The sequence below is a fragment of the Microbacterium sp. WCS2018Hpa-9 genome, assembly GCF_031843745.1.
Classification (GTDB): Bacteria; Actinomycetota; Actinomycetes; order Actinomycetales; family Microbacteriaceae; genus Microbacterium.
Map to the genome: position 1 here is coordinate 655,670 of NZ_JAVTIY010000001.1, position 22,655 is coordinate 678,324.

Annotated in this window: 19 protein-coding genes; 9 read left to right on the forward strand and 10 right to left on the reverse strand. The window is 67.5% G+C overall.

Going from position 1 to position 22,655, the window contains the following annotated elements:
- Nucleotides 1–21: 21 nt before the first annotated feature.
- The 4 genes from RQG82_RS03320 to manA all read right to left on the reverse strand — a co-directional run bounded on the left by RQG82_RS03320 (nucleotide 22) and on the right by manA (nucleotide 6,263).
- Nucleotides 22–1,404, reverse strand: coding sequence for a DUF5719 family protein (locus tag RQG82_RS03320; protein ID WP_311257696.1), 1,383 nt, complete (start codon nucleotides 1,402–1,404; stop codon nucleotides 22–24).
- Nucleotides 1,401–4,493 carry a glycosyltransferase gene (locus RQG82_RS03325; RefSeq protein WP_311257697.1) on the reverse strand — a complete coding sequence of 1,031 codons (3,093 nt, stop codon included), beginning with the start codon at nucleotides 4,491–4,493 and terminating at the stop codon, nucleotides 1,401–1,403. Before RQG82_RS03325 ends, RQG82_RS03320 begins: the two co-directional genes overlap by 4 nt.
- 151 nt (nucleotides 4,494–4,644) lie before the next feature.
- The gene (locus RQG82_RS03330; RefSeq protein ID WP_311257698.1) at nucleotides 4,645–4,962 is read right to left on the reverse strand and encodes a WhiB family transcriptional regulator; all 318 of its coding nucleotides are present in this window, start codon (nucleotides 4,960–4,962) and stop codon (nucleotides 4,645–4,647) included.
- Nucleotides 4,963–5,120: 158 nt separating this feature from the next.
- Nucleotides 5,121–6,263 (reverse strand): mannose-6-phosphate isomerase, class I, encoded by a 1,143-nt coding sequence (manA, locus tag RQG82_RS03335; RefSeq protein WP_311257699.1) that lies wholly within the window; start codon nucleotides 6,261–6,263, stop codon nucleotides 5,121–5,123.
- Between the two features lie 86 nt (nucleotides 6,264–6,349).
- Here manA and RQG82_RS03340 point away from each other — a divergent pair, with 86 nt between their 5' ends.
- The 4 genes from RQG82_RS03340 to RQG82_RS03355 all read left to right on the forward strand — a co-directional run bounded on the left by RQG82_RS03340 (nucleotide 6,350) and on the right by RQG82_RS03355 (nucleotide 10,746).
- Nucleotides 6,350–7,765 (forward strand): O-antigen ligase family protein, encoded by a 1,416-nt coding sequence (locus RQG82_RS03340; RefSeq protein WP_311257700.1) that lies wholly within the window; start codon nucleotides 6,350–6,352, stop codon nucleotides 7,763–7,765.
- Nucleotides 7,762–9,060 (forward strand): O-antigen ligase family protein, encoded by a 1,299-nt coding sequence (locus RQG82_RS03345; RefSeq protein ID WP_311257701.1) that lies wholly within the window; start codon nucleotides 7,762–7,764, stop codon nucleotides 9,058–9,060. The genes RQG82_RS03340 and RQG82_RS03345 overlap by 4 nt, the downstream gene beginning before the upstream one ends.
- A 98-nt stretch (nucleotides 9,061–9,158) precedes the next feature.
- Nucleotides 9,159–10,115: a glycosyltransferase family 2 protein gene (locus RQG82_RS03350; protein ID WP_311257702.1), complete on the forward strand. Its 957-nt coding sequence runs from the start codon at nucleotides 9,159–9,161 to the stop codon at nucleotides 10,113–10,115.
- Nucleotides 10,116–10,119: 4 nt separating this feature from the next.
- Entirely contained in the window at nucleotides 10,120–10,746 is a 627-nt protein-coding gene (locus RQG82_RS03355; RefSeq protein WP_311257703.1) for a hypothetical protein, read from the forward strand.
- A gap of 25 nt (nucleotides 10,747–10,771) precedes the next feature.
- On the opposite strand, the gene RQG82_RS03360 is transcribed toward RQG82_RS03355, so the two are convergent.
- Entirely contained in the window at nucleotides 10,772–11,137 is a 366-nt protein-coding gene (locus RQG82_RS03360; protein ID WP_311257704.1) for a hypothetical protein, read from the reverse strand.
- 44 nt (nucleotides 11,138–11,181) lie between these two features.
- A complete protein-coding gene (locus tag RQG82_RS03365; protein ID WP_311257705.1) occupies nucleotides 11,182–11,880 on the reverse strand; it encodes a hypothetical protein in 699 nt (232 codons plus the stop codon).
- Between the two features lie 92 nt (nucleotides 11,881–11,972).
- Here RQG82_RS03365 and pseI point away from each other — a divergent pair, with 92 nt between their 5' ends.
- Nucleotides 11,973–13,034, forward strand: coding sequence for a pseudaminic acid synthase (gene pseI, locus RQG82_RS03370; protein ID WP_311257706.1), 1,062 nt, complete (start codon nucleotides 11,973–11,975; stop codon nucleotides 13,032–13,034).
- 9 nt (nucleotides 13,035–13,043) lie between these two features.
- On the opposite strand, the gene RQG82_RS03375 is transcribed toward pseI, so the two are convergent.
- On the reverse strand, nucleotides 13,044–14,528 hold the full coding sequence (locus RQG82_RS03375) for a bifunctional UDP-2,4-diacetamido-2,4,6-trideoxy-beta-L-altropyranose hydrolase/GNAT family N-acetyltransferase (RefSeq protein ID WP_311257707.1): 1,485 nt from the start codon (nucleotides 14,526–14,528) through the stop codon (nucleotides 13,044–13,046).
- A 106-nt stretch (nucleotides 14,529–14,634) separates the two neighbouring features.
- Between RQG82_RS03375 and pseB the strand changes: the two genes are divergently transcribed.
- From pseB to RQG82_RS03390, 3 genes are read left to right on the forward strand one after another with little or no spacing between them, the layout of a single operon-like run.
- Complete coding sequence (gene pseB, locus RQG82_RS03380) at nucleotides 14,635–15,624, forward strand: UDP-N-acetylglucosamine 4,6-dehydratase (inverting) (protein WP_311257708.1); 990 nt, start codon at nucleotides 14,635–14,637, stop codon at nucleotides 15,622–15,624.
- Nucleotides 15,625–15,626: 2 nt separating this feature from the next.
- Entirely contained in the window at nucleotides 15,627–16,751 is a 1,125-nt protein-coding gene (locus tag RQG82_RS03385; protein WP_311257709.1) for a DegT/DnrJ/EryC1/StrS family aminotransferase, read from the forward strand.
- Nucleotides 16,748–17,479 (forward strand): glycosyltransferase family protein, encoded by a 732-nt coding sequence (locus RQG82_RS03390; RefSeq protein ID WP_311257710.1) that lies wholly within the window; start codon nucleotides 16,748–16,750, stop codon nucleotides 17,477–17,479. The genes RQG82_RS03385 and RQG82_RS03390 overlap by 4 nt, the downstream gene beginning before the upstream one ends.
- Nucleotides 17,480–17,504: 25 nt before the next feature.
- Here RQG82_RS03390 and RQG82_RS03395 read toward each other — a convergent pair whose 3' ends face one another.
- From RQG82_RS03395 to glf, 3 genes are read right to left on the reverse strand one after another with little or no spacing between them, the layout of a single operon-like run.
- The gene (locus RQG82_RS03395; protein ID WP_311257711.1) at nucleotides 17,505–18,242 is read right to left on the reverse strand and encodes an ABC transporter ATP-binding protein; all 738 of its coding nucleotides are present in this window, start codon (nucleotides 18,240–18,242) and stop codon (nucleotides 17,505–17,507) included.
- Nucleotides 18,239–19,060, reverse strand: a complete 822-nt coding sequence (locus tag RQG82_RS03400) for an ABC transporter permease (protein ID WP_311257712.1) — start codon at nucleotides 19,058–19,060, stop codon at nucleotides 18,239–18,241. The genes RQG82_RS03395 and RQG82_RS03400 overlap by 4 nt, the downstream gene beginning before the upstream one ends.
- 10 nt (nucleotides 19,061–19,070) lie before the next feature.
- Nucleotides 19,071–20,207 carry a UDP-galactopyranose mutase gene (glf, locus tag RQG82_RS03405; RefSeq protein WP_311257713.1) on the reverse strand — a complete coding sequence of 379 codons (1,137 nt, stop codon included), beginning with the start codon at nucleotides 20,205–20,207 and terminating at the stop codon, nucleotides 19,071–19,073.
- A 214-nt stretch (nucleotides 20,208–20,421) separates the two neighbouring features.
- Between glf and RQG82_RS03410 the strand changes: the two genes are divergently transcribed.
- Entirely contained in the window at nucleotides 20,422–22,536 is a 2,115-nt protein-coding gene (locus RQG82_RS03410; protein WP_311257714.1) for an acyltransferase family protein, read from the forward strand.
- Nucleotides 22,537–22,655: the final 119 nt, after the last annotated feature.

The following is a 22,655-nucleotide window of genomic DNA, read 5'->3' on the forward strand; positions in this document are numbered from 1 at the left end:
GGTCGCACATCTGCCCGATCCTCACGGGTAGACGGTGATGCTCTGCTGCGCCCCCATCGCCGGCCAGACCGGCCATACCGCGAGCTGACCGGCCGCGCTCATCGTGACTGACGCATGCACAGGCGCCGACGTCGACATCGAGTAGACCGTGCGCGGCTCCACATCGACCGACGCGGACGAGCCCGCGGGCACGGTGACATCGATCGGGTCTCCCCCAGCGGCCGGTGCGACCTGCACCGTCGCGTCGGCATCCTCACGGTTGACGAGCACCAGGTGGGGACTCGGCCCGGAAGGCACGGCCACGTAGACGTCGTCATCGAGCTCGGGGGCCGGTGTGACCCAGGCGAAGTCGTCCTGCGGACCGGCGACGTCCTGCTGTCGCACGCCGGCGAGCACGGGGTTGTCGGACTCGATGCTCATCGTGTACCTCCCCGGCGCGAGCGCCGACAGTGAGAGCTCCGTCGGCACATCGGCGGTGAGCGGCACCGTGAGCTCGTCGGCGATCGTCGACGATCCGACCTCGCTGACCCTCACCACGGCCTGGGAATCGACCTCGGGCGACATCAGACGCAGAACGGCCATGTCGGCGTTGTCGCCCTGGTTCTCGAAGACCTCGATGCCCGGAAGCACCGGCTGACGCTGCGCAGCGGGGACCGCATCCTGCAGATCGATTCCTGCGGGATCCAGCGTCCGGGTGAGAGAGGACTGCAGCACGGCGCGCACCGGCGCGCCTGTCGCCGTCACCTTGACGATCGGGAAGTCCGATCCGGCGGCGATCGACGTCAGCGGGAGCGCGATCTGAGATTCCGCGGGGACGATCACGGTGCTCGATGCCCGCAGCGATCCGTATACGCCCAGCGACACAGTGGAGGGCACGACGCCCGGATTCGTGAGAACGACGAGATCCTCGGTCCCGGTGGCTACCGTTCCGCCCACGAGCCACGACTCGATGCTCGGGGGGCGGCAGGGAGCCGCGGCGAGACCGAACAGATCCGCCTCTGCCAGGCTGGCGGACTCCGTCGCGCCGAGCAGGGGCGCTTGGCGTCCGTCGACGATGCCGACGAGACGCTGAGCGGATCCGCCGTCGGCGAGGTCCCTCGCGGGCAGGGGGCTCGACTCCGGCCTGCCCGAGGAGCCTTCGACCGTCAGCTGAGAGGATGCCGCCGACACCATCTCGAGAGGATTGGACGGATCGCGTCCGACGGCGCGGAGATCGCCGTTGCACACGAGCACGGTGTCACCCGGAAGAGGCGTGACCTGTGCCTGAGCAGGCTCGTGCACGACTGTCGGCCACGCCGCCGTGATGCCGAACGCGACGCCGACGACGCACGCGCCCGCCACGACGGCGCCTGTCAGGACTCGAGCGCCGGTGGCCGCCACCCGGAATGCACGGTTGCCGGTCATCGTCGCTCCCTCTCGTCCTGTTCGGAGTCCGGGTCTACATGACCCTTCGCACCCGCGTCATGGTCGGGACCGTCGACGGCGTCTCCGGGGTCGGTCTCAGAGTCCTGGGGCGGGCTGCTCGATGCATCGGCCTCCGTCGACGCATCGGGCTCTGGTGCGTCCGCGGATCCGTCGCCCGTCGTCGCGTCGACTGCAGCAGCTCCGGCATCCCCCCGCGGCGTGCGGGGATCTTCGCGGTCTTCGGGGTCTTCGCGGTCTTCGGGGTGTCGCGGCAGCACGAGCGGCTCCTCCGGCGCACGTCCCACGATGCGCGACCTGGCACGGGCCGCCCGTCGCGACGCACGCGTCGGCACCGACAGCAGTAGAGCAGCGAGAACCAGCACGAGCTGGAGTGTGATCACGAGGCGGGCGGTCGCCTGCTGAGCTGAGGAGAGCGGCTCGCGCGGCGACGCATCGGCCTCGAGTCGGTAGAGCACACCGCGGTCGGTGGAACCTGCCTGAACGAATCCCGCCCGCTGATCGAGCGATGTCACAGCCGCCGTGCGCAGGGAGCGGGCGCGATCGGACTCTTCACCGGAGACCTGAGCGACGAGGACGTAGGAGATCCCGGTCTTCCCCAGTTCATCGGCGGCGTCGAAATCCCGCGCCGAGAGCAGGTCGACCGCCAGCGTCGTGAGGTCGGCACCGCGCAGCTCCGTTGCTGTCGACAGGATCGTCGTCTGGGCGCTCAGCGTCTCGCTTCCGCCCCACGCGACCTCGGTCGCGAGCCCTCCGTCGTTCTGAGGGGTGAGCACGAGTGTGCCGATCTGGCGATCAGCGCCCGCCTGCGCGGCGACGTACGCCGGCAGCGTCGACGCCGGCCCGTCGCGGAGTTCGGAGGAATCCAAGTGGAATGCGGCGAGCGCCGGAACCGCGCACACCGCGATCGAGAGTCCGGCGACCGCCGCGCTCAGGACTCGCAGCCGTGGCATCGACAGCGCGGTGTCGAGAGTCACGAGAGCGGCTCCCGTGACGCCGGCCCAGGCGAGGCTGAGACCGGAGCCCGGCCAGATCGCGACAGGCGCTCCCTGATCGAAGGACACCGCGACGCCCACCGCGAGGAACGCGGTGGCGAGGCCCGAGAGCGCGACGACCAGAAGCGTGATGCCTGCTCGCCAGCGCGGAGCGACCGACGAAGCGAGAGCGAGAAGCGCCAGCGGGGCCAGCAGCACCCCCACCCACGGCGCGAGTTCGACGCCGAGCCAGGAGGCCCATCCAGCCATGTCTCCGGTGGGGAACCCCGTGGCCAGGGCGAGTCTGCCCGCCGCATCGGCTGTCGCCTGCGGACCGTTCCAGACCGAACCCGGATCCGCGAGAACCGCGAGGACGTCTCCACGACTGAGCTGCCAGAGCACGAGCGGGGCGAAGAGGGCGACGGCAGGAACAGGCACCCAGAGTAGCCGGACGGCCCCGCGGATCCGGGCTCCGGCGAGAGTGATGCCGAGCGCCACGACCCACAGCAGCAGGAGCGCCGGCGCCAGGGACGGCGCGCACGCCGCCACTGCGGCGAAGAGAATGGATGCAGCTCCTGCCGCACCCCACGAGCGGTGAGCTACGGCCGCAGCGTGGAAGAGCCACGGCAGGAGAAGGTGCACCAGCACGCCTGCCGGACGGCCGTCGACCAGTGCGGTCAGGAAGGTCGGCGCAAGCGCCCATACGATCCCGGCGAAGATGCGCAGGCCCGCGCGATCGGTCACACGCGTGGCGGCGAACCAGCCGCCGAGCACAGCGAGAGGCAACGCCAGCACCCAGAGCAGCACGAGGGAGAACGAGGGAGCACCCGGCCAGAGCGAGCCGAGCACGGCGAGCACGCCGGCGAATGGATCAGCCGGACCCACGACGTCGACTCCGAGACCTCGCAGCCCCCAGGCGGCGTCGCTCCAGAGCGCTCCGACCGTCTCGCGCAGCGGAAGCAGGGCCCCGCCACCGAGCACCGGCCACGCGAGGATCGTGGTGAAGGTCGCGAGGCTGACCGCGAGTGCGCCGAGCACCGCCCAGGCGCCGCCGCCGGAGAAGAATCGGAGTTCGCTCGCGGATCCGCCTTCGCTGCCGTGGCCGTCATCGAGCCGTCGGCGCAGGTCGGAGCTGCTCACCCGCAGCGGTGCGATGCTCGACCAGCTCGAGGTCCGGAACGAACGGATGCGCGCACGAGATCGAGCGATCGCGCCGAAGCGGAACATCGCAGTGACTGCCGCTGCCCACTCTGGAGCGACTGCCTCGGGCCGCTTGCCGATCAGATCGGTCATCGAGCGCCAGAGCGCGAGCGGGAGCAGGCTCAACCAGTGCAGCGGCACGGCGATCGCCGGGGCGTAGGCGAGTCGACGGTGCAGCTGCGCGAGCCTGGTCGCGAACGCGCGCCTGCCTCGTGCGGTCGGTAGCGCCCCTGGCCCGTCCGGCGAGACCGCCACTCTCGCCGACGGCGCGAGCACGACGCGTCCGCCGCCGAGTCGGGCGCGGACTCCGAGATCGAGCCCCTGATCTGCTCCCGCGAGTGCCGGATCCGGCCGAAGCGCGTCACGCACCTCGCCGCGGATGAGCATCCCGCGGATGTCTGCGCCCAGCGCGTCGTCGCTGCCGTCGTGCTGTCCCTGATCCAGCTCACCGGCGGCCAGCTCGACGGCACGCCCGAGGGTCGTCATGCTGACACCGAGGGAGACGATCTCGCGATCGTTGTCCGTGTGCACGAGCTTCGGCGCCACGATCGCCGCGGACGGCGAGCGTTCGAGGGTTCCGACCAGACGCTCGAGAGCGCGCTCGTGAGGCGCGGTGTCATGCGCGAGCAGCCAGACCGCACTCCCCTCGAGGATGCGGGGTCTCGCGAGCTCGACCGCGTCGGCGAAGGACGTGCCGCCGCGTGCCTGGATGATGCCTTCGACAGCGCTCGCGATGGCCCCGCTCTCTCGAGCCGAGGATGCGTCGCCGCACATCACCAGAGTGATCGCGGCTGGGGATGTGGTCTGGGAGCGCAACGCATCGAGTGTGCGGAGCAGCTGCGCGCGGGCGGAAGAACCGGGGCGCGCGACGATGATTGCATGAACTCGGGCTGGCATGACCTGGTCAGCCTATGCGCGCGGCAGGACTCCGAGGCATACCTGCGTCGGCGTGGCCGCGAAGCTATGAGGATCTGGAGGTGTCCCGGCGGCGTGGCCCTGGGAGCGGCTCGGAGCGCGTCCCGGCGTCCGCCGGATGCCGGTTACGGGATCAGCTTGCGCGACGCTTGAGCTTGCGGCGCTCGCGCTCGGAGAGTCCGCCCCAGATTCCGAAGCGCTCATCGTTGTTGAGCGCGTACTCTAGGCACTCGCCGCGGACATCGCACGAGGTGCAGATCCTCTTGGCGTCGCGGGTGGATCCGCCCTTCTCAGGGAAGAAGGCCTCGGGATCGGTCTGCGAGCAGAGCGCGTCGCTCTGCCATGCCAGAGCAGCCTCGTCGTCGGCCTCGATCTTCCGAACCCCGGGGACACCGAGGTTGATCGGATCGACGAACCAGTTCTCCGGTACGTCTGAACGGTAACCCGTCATCTCGCTCTCCAACCCCTAAATTCCGCCCCCTCGGCGGGCCGTGCTCAACTAATTACACCCGTGTCATTCGCTTCGGTCAAGTCGCGGATCGTAAACCCTCAATCCGGTCTTGAAGGTTCTTGACCTTCACACGGCGTGTCGCACGCCCGCTCCGAAGGTCAGCTCTCCGCGGCAGGATCGCCGGGAGAGGCGACGAATGCCTCACCTCGGCCGCTGATCGTCAGGCTCGCCTCATCGGGAGTCGCGAACGCGACAGTGCCGACCGGGACGTCGCGCACCTCGCCGCCTGCCCCGCTCACCACGACATGACCGGCCGTGGCGAGCACCATGGTGGGTCCGTCCACGTCGATCACGACGCTCGCGCCGTCGAGCTCGATCCGCCTCAGCGAGAAGTCGGCGACGGGGACCGGGTACTCGGTGACCGCATCCGTCGACACCGGACGGAGCACCGGCACCTCACCCGTGCTCGTGTCGAGGATCGAGAGCAGCTCAGGCACATCGATGCGCTTGGGAGTGAGCCCCCCGCGCAGCACGTTGTCGCTCGCCGCCATGATCTCCACCCCGAGGCCCGAGATGTAGGCGTGCAGGAGGCCGGCCCGCAGGAAGACGCCCTCTCCCCTGCGCAGCACCACGTGGTTCATCAGGAGCGCGACGACCACACCCGGGTCACCCTGGTAGGTCTCCGCGATCGCGGCCACCCCGCGAAGGGCGGTGGCCCATTCTCCCGACGCAGACCCTGCGGCTGCGCGCACCGAATCCACGATGTCATCCACCGCCGCCTGCGCCTCGCCGGACAGCAGCCAGCCGATCGTGTCGCGCAGCACGTCACCGGGGCCGCTGAGACGAGAGGCGAGCTCCTCGACCCCCGCGCTGTCCCCCAGCGAGTCGAGCAGACGAAGGGTGTCGACGACGGGGCGCAGTCCGCTCAGAGACTCGAAGCGATCGCTCAAGGCGACGATCAGCTCCGGCTTGTGATTGTCGTCGCGATAGTTGCGGTTCGGGTCTGTGGCAGCGAGCGCCGACTCACGCGTCCACCCGGCTCTCGCCTGCTCGATGGTCGGATGCACCTGGATCGACAGCGGCGATGCGGCTGCGAGCAGCTTCAGCAGGTAGGGCAGGGATCCGCCGGTGACGGCATCGAGCGTCCCGTCACCCTGGACATCCGCAGGGTCTCCCGGGTGGTCGCCGAACCACACCTCGGCCTCAGGACCGCCCGTGGGGGTGCGGCCCTCCAGGTCGGCGAGAAGCGTCGCCGACCCCCAGGCATAGTCACGGGGCACGTTCGAGAGGCTGAGCAGCATGTCACCAGGGTATTGGCATGCGAACTCGCAGTGCCACGAGACACTGCATCAGTTCGTCGCGATCTGCGCGCTGTAGCCTGAACGCGATGGCGCAATACACGAAGCACCCGGTCGCCGCCCCGCCCAGCGCTCCAGAGCGCGAGTCGACGGGGCACCTTCTGCTGCGCGGGTACATCGGCCTCGTGCTCTTCGCGACGTTCGCACACTCGGCGGTCTACAACCTCGTGGGCGAGATCGGCGCTTTCGTCACCCTCATCGCCTTCCTGATCGCAACGCTCGCCATCGGCGTTCCGATGGTCGCCCGTCGGCGTCCCGCCGCGTTCGCCTGGCGCCGCCTGCCGTGGGCCGCCATCGCCTACACCGCGCTGGCTCTGCTCTCTGTCGCGTGGTCGCAGTGGCGAGGAGCGACCGTCATCACCTGGGTCCTGCTCGCGACCGTCACGGTGAACGCCCTGTTCATCGTGCACGTGCTGTCTTGGCAGGAGATCGTGCGAGCACTCGCCTCCGCATTCAAGTGGATCCTCGGGCTGTCCCTCGCGCTCGAGCTGTGGGTCGCCCTCGTCGTGCGCGCTCCGATCCTGCCGAACTTCTTCGTCCGCCCCGACGGCGAGACGAATGCGCACTGGTACTGGGTCAGGGGCAACCTGCTCGAAGGCGGCCGGATCCAGGGGATCGTGGGCAACTCCAACGTGCTCGCCATCATCTGCCTGTTCGCGATCCTCACCTTCGGCGTGCTGTTCGCCGCCCGCGCGCGCTGGCGCACGACGCTCGCCCTCTGGATCCTGCTGGCCGGCTATTTCATGCTTCGAGCCGGATCCGCGACCGCGTACGCGTGCGCGGCGGCTGCGGCCGTGGTGCTGGTCGTCGCACTGCTGATGCGCCGCACGAAGACACCAGGGGGGCGCACGAGGCTCTACGTGGTGTCGATCGGCGGCGCCGCGATCGCCGGAGCCGCCGTCTGGCTGCTGCGCGAACCGCTCTTCGCCCTTCTCGGGCGCAGTGCAGACCTGACCGGCCGCTCAGACGTGATCTGGGAGCAGGTCCTCGCGCGCGCGGCGGAGCATCCGATCTTCGGCAACGGCTTCTCGAGCCCCTGGGTGCCTTTCGACCCCGCCTTCGCCGGGTGGATCGAGGATCACGGCATCACCGTCTTCCATGCGCACAACATGTGGCTCGACGTGCTGATGCAGCTCGGCGTCGTCGGCGTCGTCCTCGTGGCGCTCGCCTACCTCAGTCTGCTCTGGCGTTCGTGGTTCTTCGCGGTCGACAGACCTCGCTGGGATCTGAAGTCCGATCGCACCTTCTCGGCGATCACGCTGCTCCCGAGTCTCTTCACCGTCGTGCTGCTCGTGCAGGGGCTCACCGAGTCGACGCCCATCATGCTGTGGGGGTGGATGCTGCTGGTGCTGCTGACGTTCAAGATCAAGGTCGTGCCCCTGGTCGGCGTGGGCGAACATGAGCGCGTGATCGAGCGCGGCGAGCGAAGCCGGCGGGTTCCGTGACGACGCAACGCCGTCTGAACGACCTGCTCGGTTCGGCCGAGTTCGCTCGCGCTTACACGGTCGCGGTCCTCACCGCGGTCTTCTCGTCCTTCACGATCGAGGCCGCGGCCTCGCACGTCACCCTCGCCACGATCATCGCCGCGCTGTGCGTGCTCGGCGCCTGGGTCCTCTGGGTACGACGCGAAGAGCTCTCGCTGCTGCGCATCGCTCCGTCGTCGCTCCTGGCCTTCCTCGCCTGGGCGGCCGTCAGCATCGTGTGGACGACCGACAAGTCGGACACCGCCTTCGGGTGGATGCAGCTCTTCGGGTTCGCGTTCCTGGCGATCACGGTCGGCCACATCCGCGACACGCTCCAGACCGTCCGAGCACTCGGCGACTCGCTGAGGTTCCTCCTGCTCGTGTCGCTCGGCCTCGAGATCCTCTCCGGGGTTCTGCTCGACACCCCCTTCGCGTTCCTCGGAATCCAGGGAGACCTGGCTGTCGGCGGCCCTGTGCAGGGGATCTTCGGCAGCAGGAACATGCTCGGATTCGTCACGGTGATCGCGCTCATCACGTTCGTGGTCGAGTGGCGGACCCAGTCGCTGACGGCGCGCATCGCGATCCCCTCGATCGCGCTCGCGGCTCTGCTGGCGTTCTTCTCCTCCTCCCCCACCGTGCTGGTGCTCGCCGCCGCGGTCGGCGTCGTCGCCGTCGCTCTCGCGATCGTCCGTCATGCACCTGCGGAGAGGCGGACCATCGTGCAATGGGTGCTCGGCGTTCTCGTCGCCCTCGCCCTCGCCGCGGCCTTCGCCCTGCGTCACGTGATCATCGCGCTTCTCGATGCCGGGTCGGACTTCTCGATCAGGGCGACCCTGTGGAACACGATCCTCGATTTCGTGGCTCTCAAGCCGGTGGAGGGCTGGGGATGGTTCGGGGCATGGGCCCGCGGCGAGTTCCCCTTCACCTACATCAACTTCCTGCTGGACGACCACCATCAGAGCGCCCTGAACGCCTACTTCGACGTCCTGCTGCAGCTGGGCACGGCGGGGCTCGTGCTCTTCCTCCTCTTCGGAGGAATCGCCACCGTCCGGTCATGGCTCGTCGCGAGCGTGCGACGTTCGGTGGTCTACGCCTGGACGCCTCTCATGCTCGTCACTCTCGCCGTCGAGTCGATGTTCGAGAGCTTCACCCTGGTGGGGGCCGGGTGGTTCATGCTGGTCCTGTGCGCCTTGCGCGCCGGTCAGACGAGGTCGTGGCGCGAGAACATCGACGCCGCGCACACCGGCGCGATCCCCACCCTGCGCTCCGAACGCTGACCTCTCGGCCGCGTCCTCGGCGGATTCCGAACTGCGCCGGGTAGGGTGGATCTGCTCGCGGCGCCCTGCGGGCCCCCAGCCTCCGGAGATTGCACCTCGTGACTCACGCCCCCTTCGACCCGGCATCCGCGACGATCGTCATCGTCACGTACAACCGGTCCCACCTCCTGACCGGTCTCCTCGAGAGCATCACCGCGATGGACCCGAAGCCCGGCAATGTCGTGATCATCGACAACGCCTCATCCGACGACACCACCGACGTCGTGGAGTCCTTCCGCCCGAAGCTCGGCACGGAGGTCGTCTACCGCCGACTCGAGACGAACACCGGCGGATCGGGGGGTTTCAGCGAGGGTATGCGCACCGCGTACGAGCTCGGCTCCGAGTGGATCTGGATGATGGACGACGACGTCGAGGTCGTGCCGGACGGTCTCGCCAAGATGGGCAAGTGGACTCCGCGCTTCAAGAGCATTCAGGGCCGCCGCTACGACTACGACGGCAGCGAGTTCTACTGGCAGTACCGGATCGCCGAGCGCATGGGAATCCCGATCCCGTTCGCGCCGTCCGGTTTCGACGCCTCCGGCTTCAAGGAGATGAACAGCGGATGCTTCGAGGGGATGTTCATCCATCGGTCCATCGTCACGCAGATCGGCCTGCCCGATCACCGCTTCTTCATCTACTGGGATGACCAGATGTACGGGTGGCTGGCCTCGCGCAAGACCACGGCGGTGATCGTCGACGAGTTCGTCCTGCGGCGCACTCGCGAGATCAAGCAGTGGGACATGGGCATCCGTCACATGAATGCCTCGAGCAACGCCTACCGGTTCTACATCATGCGCAACCGCGCATACATCAAGCAGTACTACCGCGTGCACGACAACTACAACCCTGTGCTGTTCGGACTCGGGACGTCGATGACGTTCGCGAAGGAGCTCATCCGTCTCCTCTTCGTCGAGCGCACGGTGCGAGGAACGAGCAATCTGTTCCGGGGACTCAAGGAGGGCGGCAAGCTCGGCCGCGATCGCTCCTGGAAGCCCATGCCCGCCCTGGAGGACTGACAGCGTGACCGACGAACCGCAGCCTGACCTGCGTTGGGCCCCGCTGGAGCCCAAGCCGAGCAACCGTGGTCGCGTCTGGCTGATCGTCGGACTCGTCATCGCCGCGCTCGTCATCGTGGGCGTGCTGCTGTTCTTCTTGCTGCCGCGCGCAGAGTCGCCGGCTCCCGGTGCCAGCGGGTCACCGTCTCCTTCCGCATCGCCGTCTGTGTCGCCGTCTACGACGCAGACGCCCGCGCCGTCTCCGACGCAGACCGATGCCCCTCAGCCGACCGCGGAGCCGACGATGACTCCGATCACCACCCCGCCGCCGGTCGCCGACCCATCCCTCGATGCGTTCCGCGCGCAGGTGCAGGGATGGCTCGACGATGCGCCGACCGGACTCGAGATCGTGAGTGAGACCAGCGGCCAGGAGGCTCTCTCGGTGCTCGAGACCCTCCAGTCCGATGCCCAGCGACTGGCGGAGACCGCAGCGCCCGCATCGATCGCGTCCTCATGGAGCGCTGGTGTGAGCAGCTATTCGCAGAAGCTCACCGAGCTGCGCTCCGCGGTGAACTCCGGCGCCTCGACCGAAGGCGCCGTGGCCGCCGCCCGGGCCTCGGCGGACGAGCTTCGAGCACTCGTCGGGCTCTGACCACCGGGCGTCGGACCTCCTGGGCTCAGGACTCGCCGGCTTCAAGCCGTCTGAGACGCTCCTCGTAGTGCGCCACGAGCTCCAGTCGGAGCCTCGCGCGCTCGTGCTCGAGCTGAGCGCGGACGAGAGCGTCATCGTGGTCGAGGTCGCTCATCTCCAGCCGGACCCGCAGCGATTCGAACCGCTGCTCCAAGGCGGCCAGCTGCGGCGCGATGCGATCGAACTCGGAGCGGATGTAGGAGAAGTCCGCTTGCGTCCCCGCCAGACGGGCTTCGTACTCGCGCTGAGCGACCTCGATGCGCTCCAGAGCGGGCGTCAGGTGAGCGGCTAACCTCTCGTCGACACGGCGTTCGACGACGACATCGAGGCGGCGGCGGATTCGGTCGAGCATTCAGTCCTCAATCATTCGGGTGATCGTAGATAGACGGTGGAGCATCAGGCGAGGTAGGTGATCCGCTCGGAATCGATCCACCGACGTACGAGTTTCGATTCCCACTCGATCCGGTGCTCGGCACCGACAGCCGACGGATCTCCGAAAGCATGGTGCCAGGAGGTCTGTTCCGGCGCGTCGACGAACGAGAAGCCGGTCGCGTCTGTCTGCGCGCCGGGGAACAGCCGAGTCGCGATCCAGAGCATCACAGTCCCGGTCGTGGCCCACTGGCCGCCCTCGCGCGGATCGGCGCCCATCGCTTCTCCGAGCGGGAGGACGACCTCGCGATTCGGCATCGAGATCATTCCCAGGTCAGGCGGCCAGAACGCCGGGATCTTCGGGTTCTCCCAGAGGAGTCGCCCCGGTTCGATCATCAGGTAGGCCCGCTCGGTGTATTCCTCGAAGAACCACGGGGTCGGACGCACCCCTCGGTTGAACACCACGACGTCGACGCGGGTGCCGACGGTCGGCGGTGAATCGTCGGCATCCATCCTGAAGCCGTTCACACGGAACACGAGATCGGCCGAGTCGATCCTCGCGGCCCGCTCAGCGGACGGCTCGAGCGGCTGGTTTCCCACCACCGCGACCCGGCGGATCGCCTTCGAACGGCTGTACGAGGACACGAGCGGACGAAGCCGATCATAGAAGGCAGCCTCGTCTGACCCCATCTGCTCGCTCTCGATGAGCTCCGTCGCACGACCCATAGCTCCTCAGCTTAGGGCACGGGGTTCTTCCGCTCAGATCAGTCACCGGCCGCACGCGTTCACCGGCGCACGACGCGTCTAGAGTTGTCGGCGTGACTTCTTCGCAAACCATTCAGCTCTCGACGGCGAGCATCGGCGCCGGCTCGTCCGTGTTCACCATCGCTGAGATGTCGGGGAACCACAACGGCGACCTCGATCGCGCGCTCGCGATCGTCGACGCCGTCGCCGCCACCGGTGCCGATGCCCTCAAGATCCAGACCTACACAGCCGACACCCTCACGATCGATTCGGACAAGCCTGCCTTCCAGGTCGCGAGTGACCACGGTCTGTGGGGCGGCCGCAACCTGTATTCCCTGTATCAGGAGGCGCATACGCCGTGGGAATGGCACGCGCCGATATTCGAACGTGCACGCAGCCACGGACTCATCCCGTTCTCCACTCCGTTCGACCCGAGCTCGGTCTCGTTCCTCGAGGAGCTGGGCGTGGAGATGTACAAGACGGCATCCGCCGAGATCATCGACCTGCCGTTGCTCCGCGAGGTCGCCCGCACCGGCAAGCCGATGATCGTGTCCACCGGCATGGCGACGCTGTCTGAGATCGACGCGGCCGTCACCGCGATCCGCGGCGCCGGCGGCACCGAGCTGGTGCTTCTGGCCTGCACCGCCGCCTACCCCGCGGTTCCGGAAGAAGCACGGCTGGGCAACATCGAGGCGCTGCGCAACGCATTCGACGTTCCGGTGGGGCTCTCGGACCACACGCTCGGCATCGGAGTCGCGGTCGCGTCCGCAGCCCTCGGCGCGGTCGTGATCGAGAAGCACGTCACGCTCGACCGCACGGACGGCGGCGTCGACGCGGATTTCTCTCTGACGCCCGACGAGTTCCACGCCCTCGTCGTCGCCTCCGAACAGGCACGCGTCGCGTCGGCGAGCGGTGTGTCGTTCGGACCGACAGCCCAGGAAGAGGCGGTTCTCGCCCTTCGCCGTTCTCTGTTCGTCGTCGCCGATGTGCGAGCCGGTGACAGAGTGGGCCCCGAGAATGTGCGCTCGATCCGTCCGGCCGGAGGACTCCGCCCCGATGACTTCTCCCTCGTGAGCGGACGCACGTTCACGACGGACGTCGAACGCGGCACGCCGCTGACCTGGGACGTGCTCTAGGTCACGCTGCTACGACAGTCGCCATTTCGCCATGGCGAGGAAGCCGTCTTCATCGGCGGGCAGATGCGGGAGATAGCCGGCGCGCTCGAACAGCCGACGCGACGCGACGTTGTCTCGGTGCACGGCAGCGACCAGTCGAACCGGCGGCCCCGCAGTGAGCGTGCTCTCCGCCGCGTTGACAGCCGACGCGGCGATACCGCGACCACGACTCTCGGGCGCGACCGTGATCGAGATCTCCCACTCGTCTTCCGACCTTCTGTCCCAGCGGCAGGTGGCGACCGGCATCCCGTCGGATTCGATCATGAGAAGTCGACGATCGGGATCGTCGAGGCTTCTCGCGAGCCAGTCGCGGTGCGATTCCCAGTCGATCTCGCCGCGCGAGCGGGAGTTGAGACGGACGGTCGCGTCATTGCGCCACTCGAAGAGCATCTGCCCGTCATCGATCGTCGCAGGACGAGCGATCACGGCAGACCGAGGTGCGACGTGCGGCCGCGTGTTCAGCAGCTGCTCCCAGGAGGCCACGATCCGCCAGCTGCCGAGGCCGTCGACGATCCGCTTCAGCTCGGCAGCCGTCTCGGCGAGCGACTCCGGTGAATCGAGAAGGTCGGCGAGCAGGCCGATCCGCTCGTCGAGGCTCTCGTGGGGCGGCTCGCCCAGTCCGATGGCGAGTCCCCGTTCGATGACCTGGTGGTAGCCGGCGCGCTGATTGTCGGCCACGCATACGAGTGCCATCGGAAGGCCCATGCATGCGAAGTCCCAGACGGAGGTTCCGGCCGCGGTCACGGCCAGATCGTGGCCTCGGGCGATAGCCGGGAGGTCGTCGACGAAACCCAGGACCTCGACGGAGTGGCGTGACGACTCCGCCGCAGAGGTCACTTCCGCACGGCGGCGAGGGTCGATCACGGTGATCTCCAACCGGGAAGGCACGCGATCGAAGGCGGCGACGACGCGAGCGGTCACACCGTGGGGATCCGTGCCACCCATCACCACCAGCACCCGAGGCACCGCCGAGGGCGTCGTCCGCACGTCGCGCTGCGCACGCACCTGCGTGCGCACGACTGCGGCGTCGATGCCGGCCAGATGGTTGAGGCTGCGCTCAGGACTCGCGAAGGTGCGCTGGGAGGCCAGGTTGGCATCGATGGCGAGATCGGCGTCACGCACGCCGAACGGACCGTCCTGCATGTTGCTGATCAACGGTCCGAGGGAAGAGAGATCAGGAACCTCCTGGTAGCTGTCCAGATGGATCACGTCGACACCGCGGGCGCGATCGGCGAAGTCGCCGATGCTCGCCCCTGCCCCGTCCGTCGTGAACAGCTCCAACTCCGGATCCATCCGGCGCAGGATGTCCGCGCCGACCCCGTCGACATCGCCGAACACCGACGCCGACCATCCGCGGTCGCGCGCGGCGCGGGCGACCGTCAGTGTGCGCATGAGGTGTCCCATGCCTGATTCGACACCGGCGTTGCAGTGCAGGAGGACCCGTCGCCCGCTCATCGCACGTCCCTCTCCTCCGGGGCGCTCCTGCGCCCACCCGATAGGATAGGCCGGGCATGGAACAACCCGAGCATCCATGCGATCACGACAACGCTGAGGAGACAGAGTGTCGGTTCTCGAGGGCGCGAGCATCCTCATCACAGGCGGCACAGGGTCATTCGGCAAGGCGTTCATACGTCATGCCCTGACGCACCTCAACCCCCGCCGTCTGGTCATCTTCTCGCGTGACGAGCTCAAGCAGTACGAGGTGCGACAGCAGTTCGGCGACGACCCCCGACTGCGATGGTTCATCGGCGACATCCGCGATGAAAGGCGTCTCGCACGCGCTCTGCACGGTGTCGACTACGTGGTGCACGCCGCTGCGCTCAAGCAGGTCGACACGGCGGAGTACAACCCGTTCGAGTTCGTGAAGACGAACATCCTGGGCAGTCAGAACGTGATCGAGGCGTCGATCGACGCCGGCGTGAAGCGCGTCGTCGCGCTCTCGACCGACAAGGCCTCGAGCCCGATCAACCTGTACGGCGCGACCAAGCTCACCGCCGACAAGCTCTTCATCACGGGCAACCACTACGCCGCCGCGTACGACACGCGATTCGCCGTGGTGCGGTACGGCAACGTCATGGGATCCCGCGGCTCGGTCATCCCGTTCTTCTCTCGTCTGGGTGCCGAAGGCAAACCGCTTCCGATCACCGACCTGCGGTGCACCCGGTTCTTCATCACGCTGCCCCAGGCCGTCGAGATGGTGGTCGACACGTTCGAGCTCATGCAGGGCGGCGAGCTGCTCGTCCCGCGCATCCCCTCGATGAAGGTCACCGACCTCGCCCACGCCGTCGTGCCGGGGGCCGAGCTCGTCGACGTGGGTCTGCGCCCGGGCGAGAAGCTCCACGAAGAGATGATCAGCCCGGAGGAGGGCCGCCGCGCGGTGACGGTCAGCGACGGCAAGTACTTCATCATCCAGCCCGACCTCGCCTCGTGGGGCTATCAGATGCCCGCAGGTGCCGTGCCGGTGCCCGAGGGCTTCGCCTATCGCTCCGACAGCAACGACCGGTGGTATTCGCAGGAGGAGATCGCGGAGATCATCGAGGCGGGGATCTGACGGTGCTGCCGTACGGACGTCAGTCGATCTCGGAGGATGACATCCAGGCGGTCGTCGACGTGCTCCGCGGCGACTGGCTCACGACGGGCCCAGCGGTCGCCGCCTTCGAGGCGCGTCTCGGCGAGATCGCCGGAGGCCACCGGGCCGTCACCGCGACCTCGGGAACCGCGGCGCTCCACATGGCGTACGGTGCCGCAGGCGTCACCCGCGGTGACACCGTCATCTCGACGCCCATGACCTTCATCGCCACGACCGCGATGGCGTCGGTCCTCGGCGCGAACATCGTCTTCGCCGACGTCGAGGAGGACACGGCGTTGATCGACCCGGATGCAGTCGACGCGCTCGTCGATGAGCGCACCAAGGTGATCGCCGCCGTCGACTACGCGGGCCATCCTGCGGACTACGACAGGCTCTCCGCTGCGGCCGCACGGGTCGACGCACTCGTCCTCGATGACGCCGCGCACTCGATCGGCAGCACGTACAAGGGCCGACCGGTCGGCGATCTCGCCGATCTGACGACGTTCTCGTTCTTCCCCACCAAGAACCTCACGACCGGCGAGGGCGGGGCCCTCGTCGCCAAGGACCCGCTGATCGCGCAACGCGCCCACGAGTTCCACTTCATCGGACTCGTGCGCGACGCCGATCGATTCGCGATGACGACCGAGGGCGCCTGGCATCAGGAGGTCCATGAGTTCGGCTTCAACTACCGCCTCGACGACATCGCCTGCGCACTCGGGCTCTCCCAGCTGGCACGGCTCGACACGTTCAGGCGGCGACGCGCCGAGATCACTCGTCGTTATGACGCGGCCCTCTCGGGTGTCGACGGGGTTCGCACGCCGATCCAGCGCGACGACGTCGAACTGATCCGTCATCTCTACCCGGTGCGAATCGTCGATCAGCGCCGCCGAGAGGTCTTCGATCGGATGCGTGCAGACGGCATCGGAGTGCAGGTCAACTACATGCCCGTGTACTGGCACCCCGTCTACGCAGACGCCGGCTACCGCCGCGGCATGTGCCCCAACGCTGAAGCCTTCTACGCCGAGGAGCTCTCGCTCCCCATCCATCCGGAGCTCACCGACGACCAGGTCGACCAGGTCGTCGACTCGCTCGTCAAGGCTCTCCGTTGACACGCATCGGGATCATCACCCAGGCGCGGATGACCAGCAGCCGTCTTCCGGGAAAGGTGCTGATCTCGGCCGGCGGCCGCTCGATGCTCGATCACCATATCGACAGGCTCGTCGCCACCGATCTGCCCGTCGTCCTCGCCACGACGACGAACGCCGCTGACGACCCTCTCGCAGCCCTGGGGCACGCGCGAGGCGTCGAGGTCTTCCGCGGCAGCGAGGTCGACGTGCTGAGTCGGTTCGCAGGAGCGGCGTCTTCCGCCGGGCTCGATGTCGTCGTCAGAGTGACCTCGGACTGCCCGCTGATCGACCCCGCGCTGATCTCCGAAGGCGTTCGCCGGTTCGTCGAGCTGGATGATCCGCACGCCCACGTCTCCAATGTCCTCGAGCGCACCTACCCTCGCGGGTTCGACTTCGAGGTCTTCTCGGCGTCCGCCCTCGCCGAGGCCGACAGGAACGCCACCGAGCCGGCCGAGCGAGAACACGTCACCCCGTACCTCTACACAGGACGATCGCCACGATCGAGCGTCCACTCGATGACCCAGCAGATCGATGCCTCGCGCTATCGGGTGACCTTGGACACCCCGGAGGACCTCACCGTCATCCGGGCGCTCATCGAAGAGCACGGCGCTGCCGCGCTCGATGTCTCCGAGATCGTGGCCGTCCTCGACGCACACCCCGAGCTCGCCTCGGTCAACGCGCACGTGGAGCAGAAGAAGCTCGGCGAATGACCGAGAGGGCGACTGCCCTCCTGCGTCAGCCCCGGTTGTAGTCCGTGTTGTATCTGTCGAGAACGTCTGCGATCGGCCCGTCGAGCACGAGCGCGCCCTTGTCGAGATACAGACCGCGGGTGCAGAAGCGACGCAGGTCGCGCTCGCTGTGGCTGACGAAGAAGAGCGTGCGCCCATCGGCGAGGAGCTCGTCGATGCGCTTGTAGCACTTGTCGCGGAACGCCTTGTCTCCGACCGCGAGCACCTCGTCGACGAGCAGGATCGGCTCGTCGAGCTGCGACACGACCGAGAACGCCAGGCGCACCTTCATGCCGTTCGACAGGTGCTTGTACGGAGTGTCCTCGAAGCCGGCCAGCTCCGCGAAGGCGATCATGTCGTCGTAGCGCAGCGCTACCGCGTCACGCGGCATCCCGTGCAGACCCGCCATCAAGGCGACGTTCTCCCGCACGGTCAGGTCCCCCACGAACCCGCCCGTGATCTCGATCAGCGGAGCGACTCCGCCGTTCACCTTCACCACCCCCTCGTCGGGAAGCAGCACATTCGCGACGAGACGGAGAAGCGTGGACTTGCCCTGGCCGTTGCGCCCGACGACGCCGATCGACTCCCCCCGCTGCACGGTGAACGAGACGTCGCGCAACGCCCAGAACTCTCCGGAACGCGACCGGCGCGACGCAGGGGCGAACAGGTCTTTGAAGTTCTGGCGCCCACGGCGGTTGCGGCGGAAGCGGACCCCCAGCCCCTTGGCCTCGATCGCGACAGTCATCCCAACTCCTTCAGCACGGTGCGCTCGAGGGACCGGAAGGTCCATATGCCGAGCGCCAGAATGACGAGAGTCATGCCCACGCTGACGAGCAGCGCGAAGGGGTTCCACTGGTCGGGGAAGAACGGCATCCGATACAGCATGAAGATCCCGGCGAGCGGATTGAACGCACCAATCGTCTGGAAGATGCCGGGAAGATCTGTCACGTTGTAGATGATCGGTGTCGCATAGAACATGGCGCGCAGAATCAGCGCGGTCGTGCGCTCCAGGTCGACGAAGAGGACGCACAGCGGGGCGACCAGAAGCCCCAGGCCGACGAGCAGGACGGTCTGCAGGAAGACCGCGACCGGAACCCAGAGGATTCCCCAGCCCACCTGCACCGTGTGCGCCGGATCCTGCTCCACCACCAGGTTGATGATCACGAACGCCGCGAGCACCGGCAAAGAGAAGAGGAACTCCACTCCCTTGCTCAACACGATGCGGTTCACCCAGATCGAGCGAGGGATCGCGGTCGATCGCACCAGCCTCGCGTCCTTCTTGAAGGCGCGGGTGAAGTCCGTCACCGACGTGTTGAACCACACCCAGGGCAGCAGGGCGCTGATGAGGAACACGATGTACGGATCCTCTCCGACATCGCGGTTGAAGATCTGCGTGAAGACGAACCAGTAGATCACGCTCATCACGAGCGGATCGAGCACCGACCACAGGTACCCGAGCAGGCTCGTCGAGTACCGCACCTTGAGGTCCCTTGCCGACAGCAGCCACAGGGAATGCAGATAGCGCCGGGGCGTTCCGGGGGCCCCGGCAGCAGTGTGACTCACAGTGCCGAGTCTACGAGAGCGAGTTGTTCCACAGTGACAGCGCCGAGCCGATGGCCATGTGCATGTCGAGGTACTGGTAGGTGCCGAGGCGTCCACCGAAGTGCACGTCCTTCTCACCCTTGGCGAGCTCGCGGTACGCGAGCAGACCGTCGCGGTCCGTCGGGGTGTTCACGGGGTAGTACGGCTCGTCCTCGCGGTTCGCGAAGCGAGAGAACTCGCGCATGATGACGGTCTTGTCGGACTCGTAGATGTCCTTGCGCTCCGGGTGGAAGTGCTTGAACTCGTGGATGCGCGTGTAGGGCACGTCCATGTCCGGGTAGTTCATCACGCTGGTGCCCTGGAAGTCGCCGATGTTCAGCACTTCCTGCTCGAAGTCGAGCGTGCGCCAGCTGAGGGCGCCCTCCGTGTAGTCGAAGTAACGGTCGACCGGGCCCGTGTAGATGATGGGCAGCTGTCCGACCGTGGCCTTCTTGTTCAGCGGCTGAGTCTCGTCGAAGTAGTCGACGTTGAGCTTCACCTCGATGTTCGGGTGGTCGGCCATCCGCTCGATCCACGCGGTGTAGCCGTCTGTCGGCAGCCCCTCCCACGTGTCGTTGAAGTAGCGGTTGTCGTAGGTGTAGCGCACGGGGAGACGGCTGATGATGTCGCCGGAGAGCTTCTGCGGGTCGGTCTGCCACTGCTTGGCGGTGTAATCCCGGAAGAAGGCCTCGAAGAGAGGCCGACCGACGAGGGCGATGCCCTTCTCCTCGAAGTTGGCCGCCGTCTTGACGTCGAACTCCCCGGCCTGCTCGCGCACGAGGGCCCGCGCCTGGTCGGGCGTGTAGGCCGACTGGAAGAACTGATTGATGGTGCCGAGGTTGACCGGCATCGGGAAGACCGTTCCCTTGTGCGTCGTGTAGACCCGGTGCACGTAGTTCGTGAAGCTCGTGAACCGGTTGACGTACTCCCACACCGTGGCGTTCGACGTGTGGAACAGATGAGCGCCGTAGCGATGAACCTCGATGCCCGTCTCAGGCTCCGCCTCGCTGTAGGCGTTCCCGCCGATGTGGTGACGACGGTCGATGACCGTGACCTTGCGGCCGGCGTTGGCGGCACGTTCTGCGATGGTGAGGCCGAAGAAGCCCGAGCCTACGACGAGGAGGTCCATATTGCTGCTTTCCGATTGACTGTCCCGCCGACTCTGCCATCTGGCCAGGCGGTTTACGCGTACAGAGTCTATTCGTCTGCGCCTGACAGGCGCGTGCACGCGTGCGTGACATAGAGTCTTCTCGGCGGATCTTCCGCCGCCCGCTGATTCCGTCGTGGGAGCGCGTGTCCCACGACGACGATGCCCCGAAGCATTCTCGTCTGCGAAAGATTCCATGGCACACCACACCGCCGTCCCGTCGCGGCCGACCAGCGCCGCAAGCTCCTCCGCACCGGGGCAGCGGGAACGGACGGGCGTCCGTCCGGAGATACAGGCGCTCAGGGCTCTCGCCGTCCTGTCGGTTCTTCTCTTCCACCTCTGGCCCACTCGCCTCTCCGGCGGATTCGTGGGCGTCGACATCTTCTTCGTCGTCTCCGGCTTCCTGATCACCGCACATCTGCTTCGCGAGCAGGATCGCACGGGAACGATCGTGCTGAGCCGGTTCTGGGCACGTCGCGCACGGCGCCTCCTGCCGGCGTCGATGCTGGTGCTCCTCGTGACGGCAGTCGCGGTCTACGCCGTCGTCCCCGCCGCCAGATGGGCCCAGTTCGGCAGCGAGATCATCGCGTCGGCCCTCTATGCGGAGAACTGGGCTCTGGCGGGGCAGGCGGTCGACTACATGGCGCTGTCGAACGTCAAGTCCCCCACGCAGCACTTCTGGACCCTCGGAGTGGAGGAGCAGTTCTATGTCCTGTGGCCGATCCTCCTCGTCGGGCTGGCGGCACTCGCCGCCCGATCCGGATGGTCGCGCTCCCGCACGGTGTCGCTCGGCCTCGGCGTCATCGTCGTCGCCTCGCTCGTCCATTCCGTCGCCTTCACCGCGACCAATGAGAGCATGGCGTACTTCTTCACGACGACCAGGGTGTGGGAGTTCGGGTTCGGCGCGCTGCTCTCGATCATCCTCGCCCGCAGAAGCCATCTGTTCGGCGCCTCCCGTCTCGCATCCCTTCTCTCCTGGGTGGGAATCGGACTGATCCTGAGCGCCGTGCTCCTGTTCGGGCCAGAGACGCCTTTCCCTTCGTTCACCGCTCTGCTTCCGGTCGTCGGCACCTGCCTCGTGATCGCCGCCGGCTCGCCGCACGGCACTCTGTCGCCGACCGCGCTGATGCGGCTGCGCCCCGTGCAGTTCGTGGGCGACGTCTCGTACGGCGTCTACCTCTGGCACTGGCCACTGATCGTCCTGATCCCCTTCGCTCTCGCACGAGAACTCTCGACCGTCGAGAAGGTCGCCATTCTCGTCGCATCCATCGTGCTGGGCTGGCTGTCGAAGACGCTCGTCGAAGATCCGGTGCGCACCGGACGCATCTCCGCCGGAATGGCGTCTCGTTGGGTGTTCGCTCTCGTCGCCTTCTTCATGGCCCTCCTCGTGGCGATCGCACTGCCTCTCGCGGCCTGGCGTCCGGCCCCCGTCCCCGAGCCCGCTGCCACGCCCGCGGCCTGCGTCGGAGCCGCAGCGATGCAGGACGCCGCATGCGGGGATCCGACCGAGATCCCGCTCGTCGCCGATCTCTCCTCCTTCTCGGCCGACGCCCCACCTGCCGATGTCCTCGAGTGCGAGGTCGCCGCTCAGGCAGAGTCCACCCGCCGCTGCGACTTCGGCGAGGAGGACGCACCTCGGGTCGCGATCATCGGAGACTCGCACGCGACGCGATGGGTCGAAGCCATCCGCGACGTGGCCTCGGACGCGGGGTGGTCCACATCGACGCTCCTGATCTCCGGCTGCCCCGCGTTCGTCGACGCTCTGGTCAGTACGGCATGGGGCTACCCTGAAACCGCGGAGAACTGCCGGACGCTGTCGATGGATGCTGTCGGGCAGGTGGAATCCGACCCGTCGATCGACGTCGTCCTTCTCACGAACAGGACTCGACTGTACGTCTCCCCCGAGGGGGATCCTGCGGGGTTGGCCGCCGGAGACGTCGCCACGACGATCGAGCGCCTGGAGCGGGCGGGCAAGACGGTGGTCGTGCTCGAGGACGCGCCAGAGATGAACAGCATTCCTCCCCAGGGCGGCGGCAGCGCCGCGGACTGCCTGAGCAGGGCATCCGCCCGGGAAGACTGCACCCTGCCGCGTTCCGAGGCTGATTTCGACGACCCGCTCGCCACCGCCGCCGCTCAGACGGGCGTTCACTCCATCTCGCTCGACGACTCGTTCTGCGACGCTGAGCGCTGCTATGCGCGGATCGGCGGCCTGGTCGTGTACTCCGACGACAACCACGTCACCCGCAGCTTCGCGGCGAGCGCTCGGGCGGCGCTCCGGGCTCAGCTGGAGCCCGTTCTCGCGGCCCGCTGAGCGGCCCCGCAGTCCCCGCGCGCGCCGTGCACGATCACCGCGTATCCAGGATCCTTCGATAGGGTGAAGAGGATCCGATACACGGGTCGTCGAGCATTCATGCCCCGACCCCCGCATTC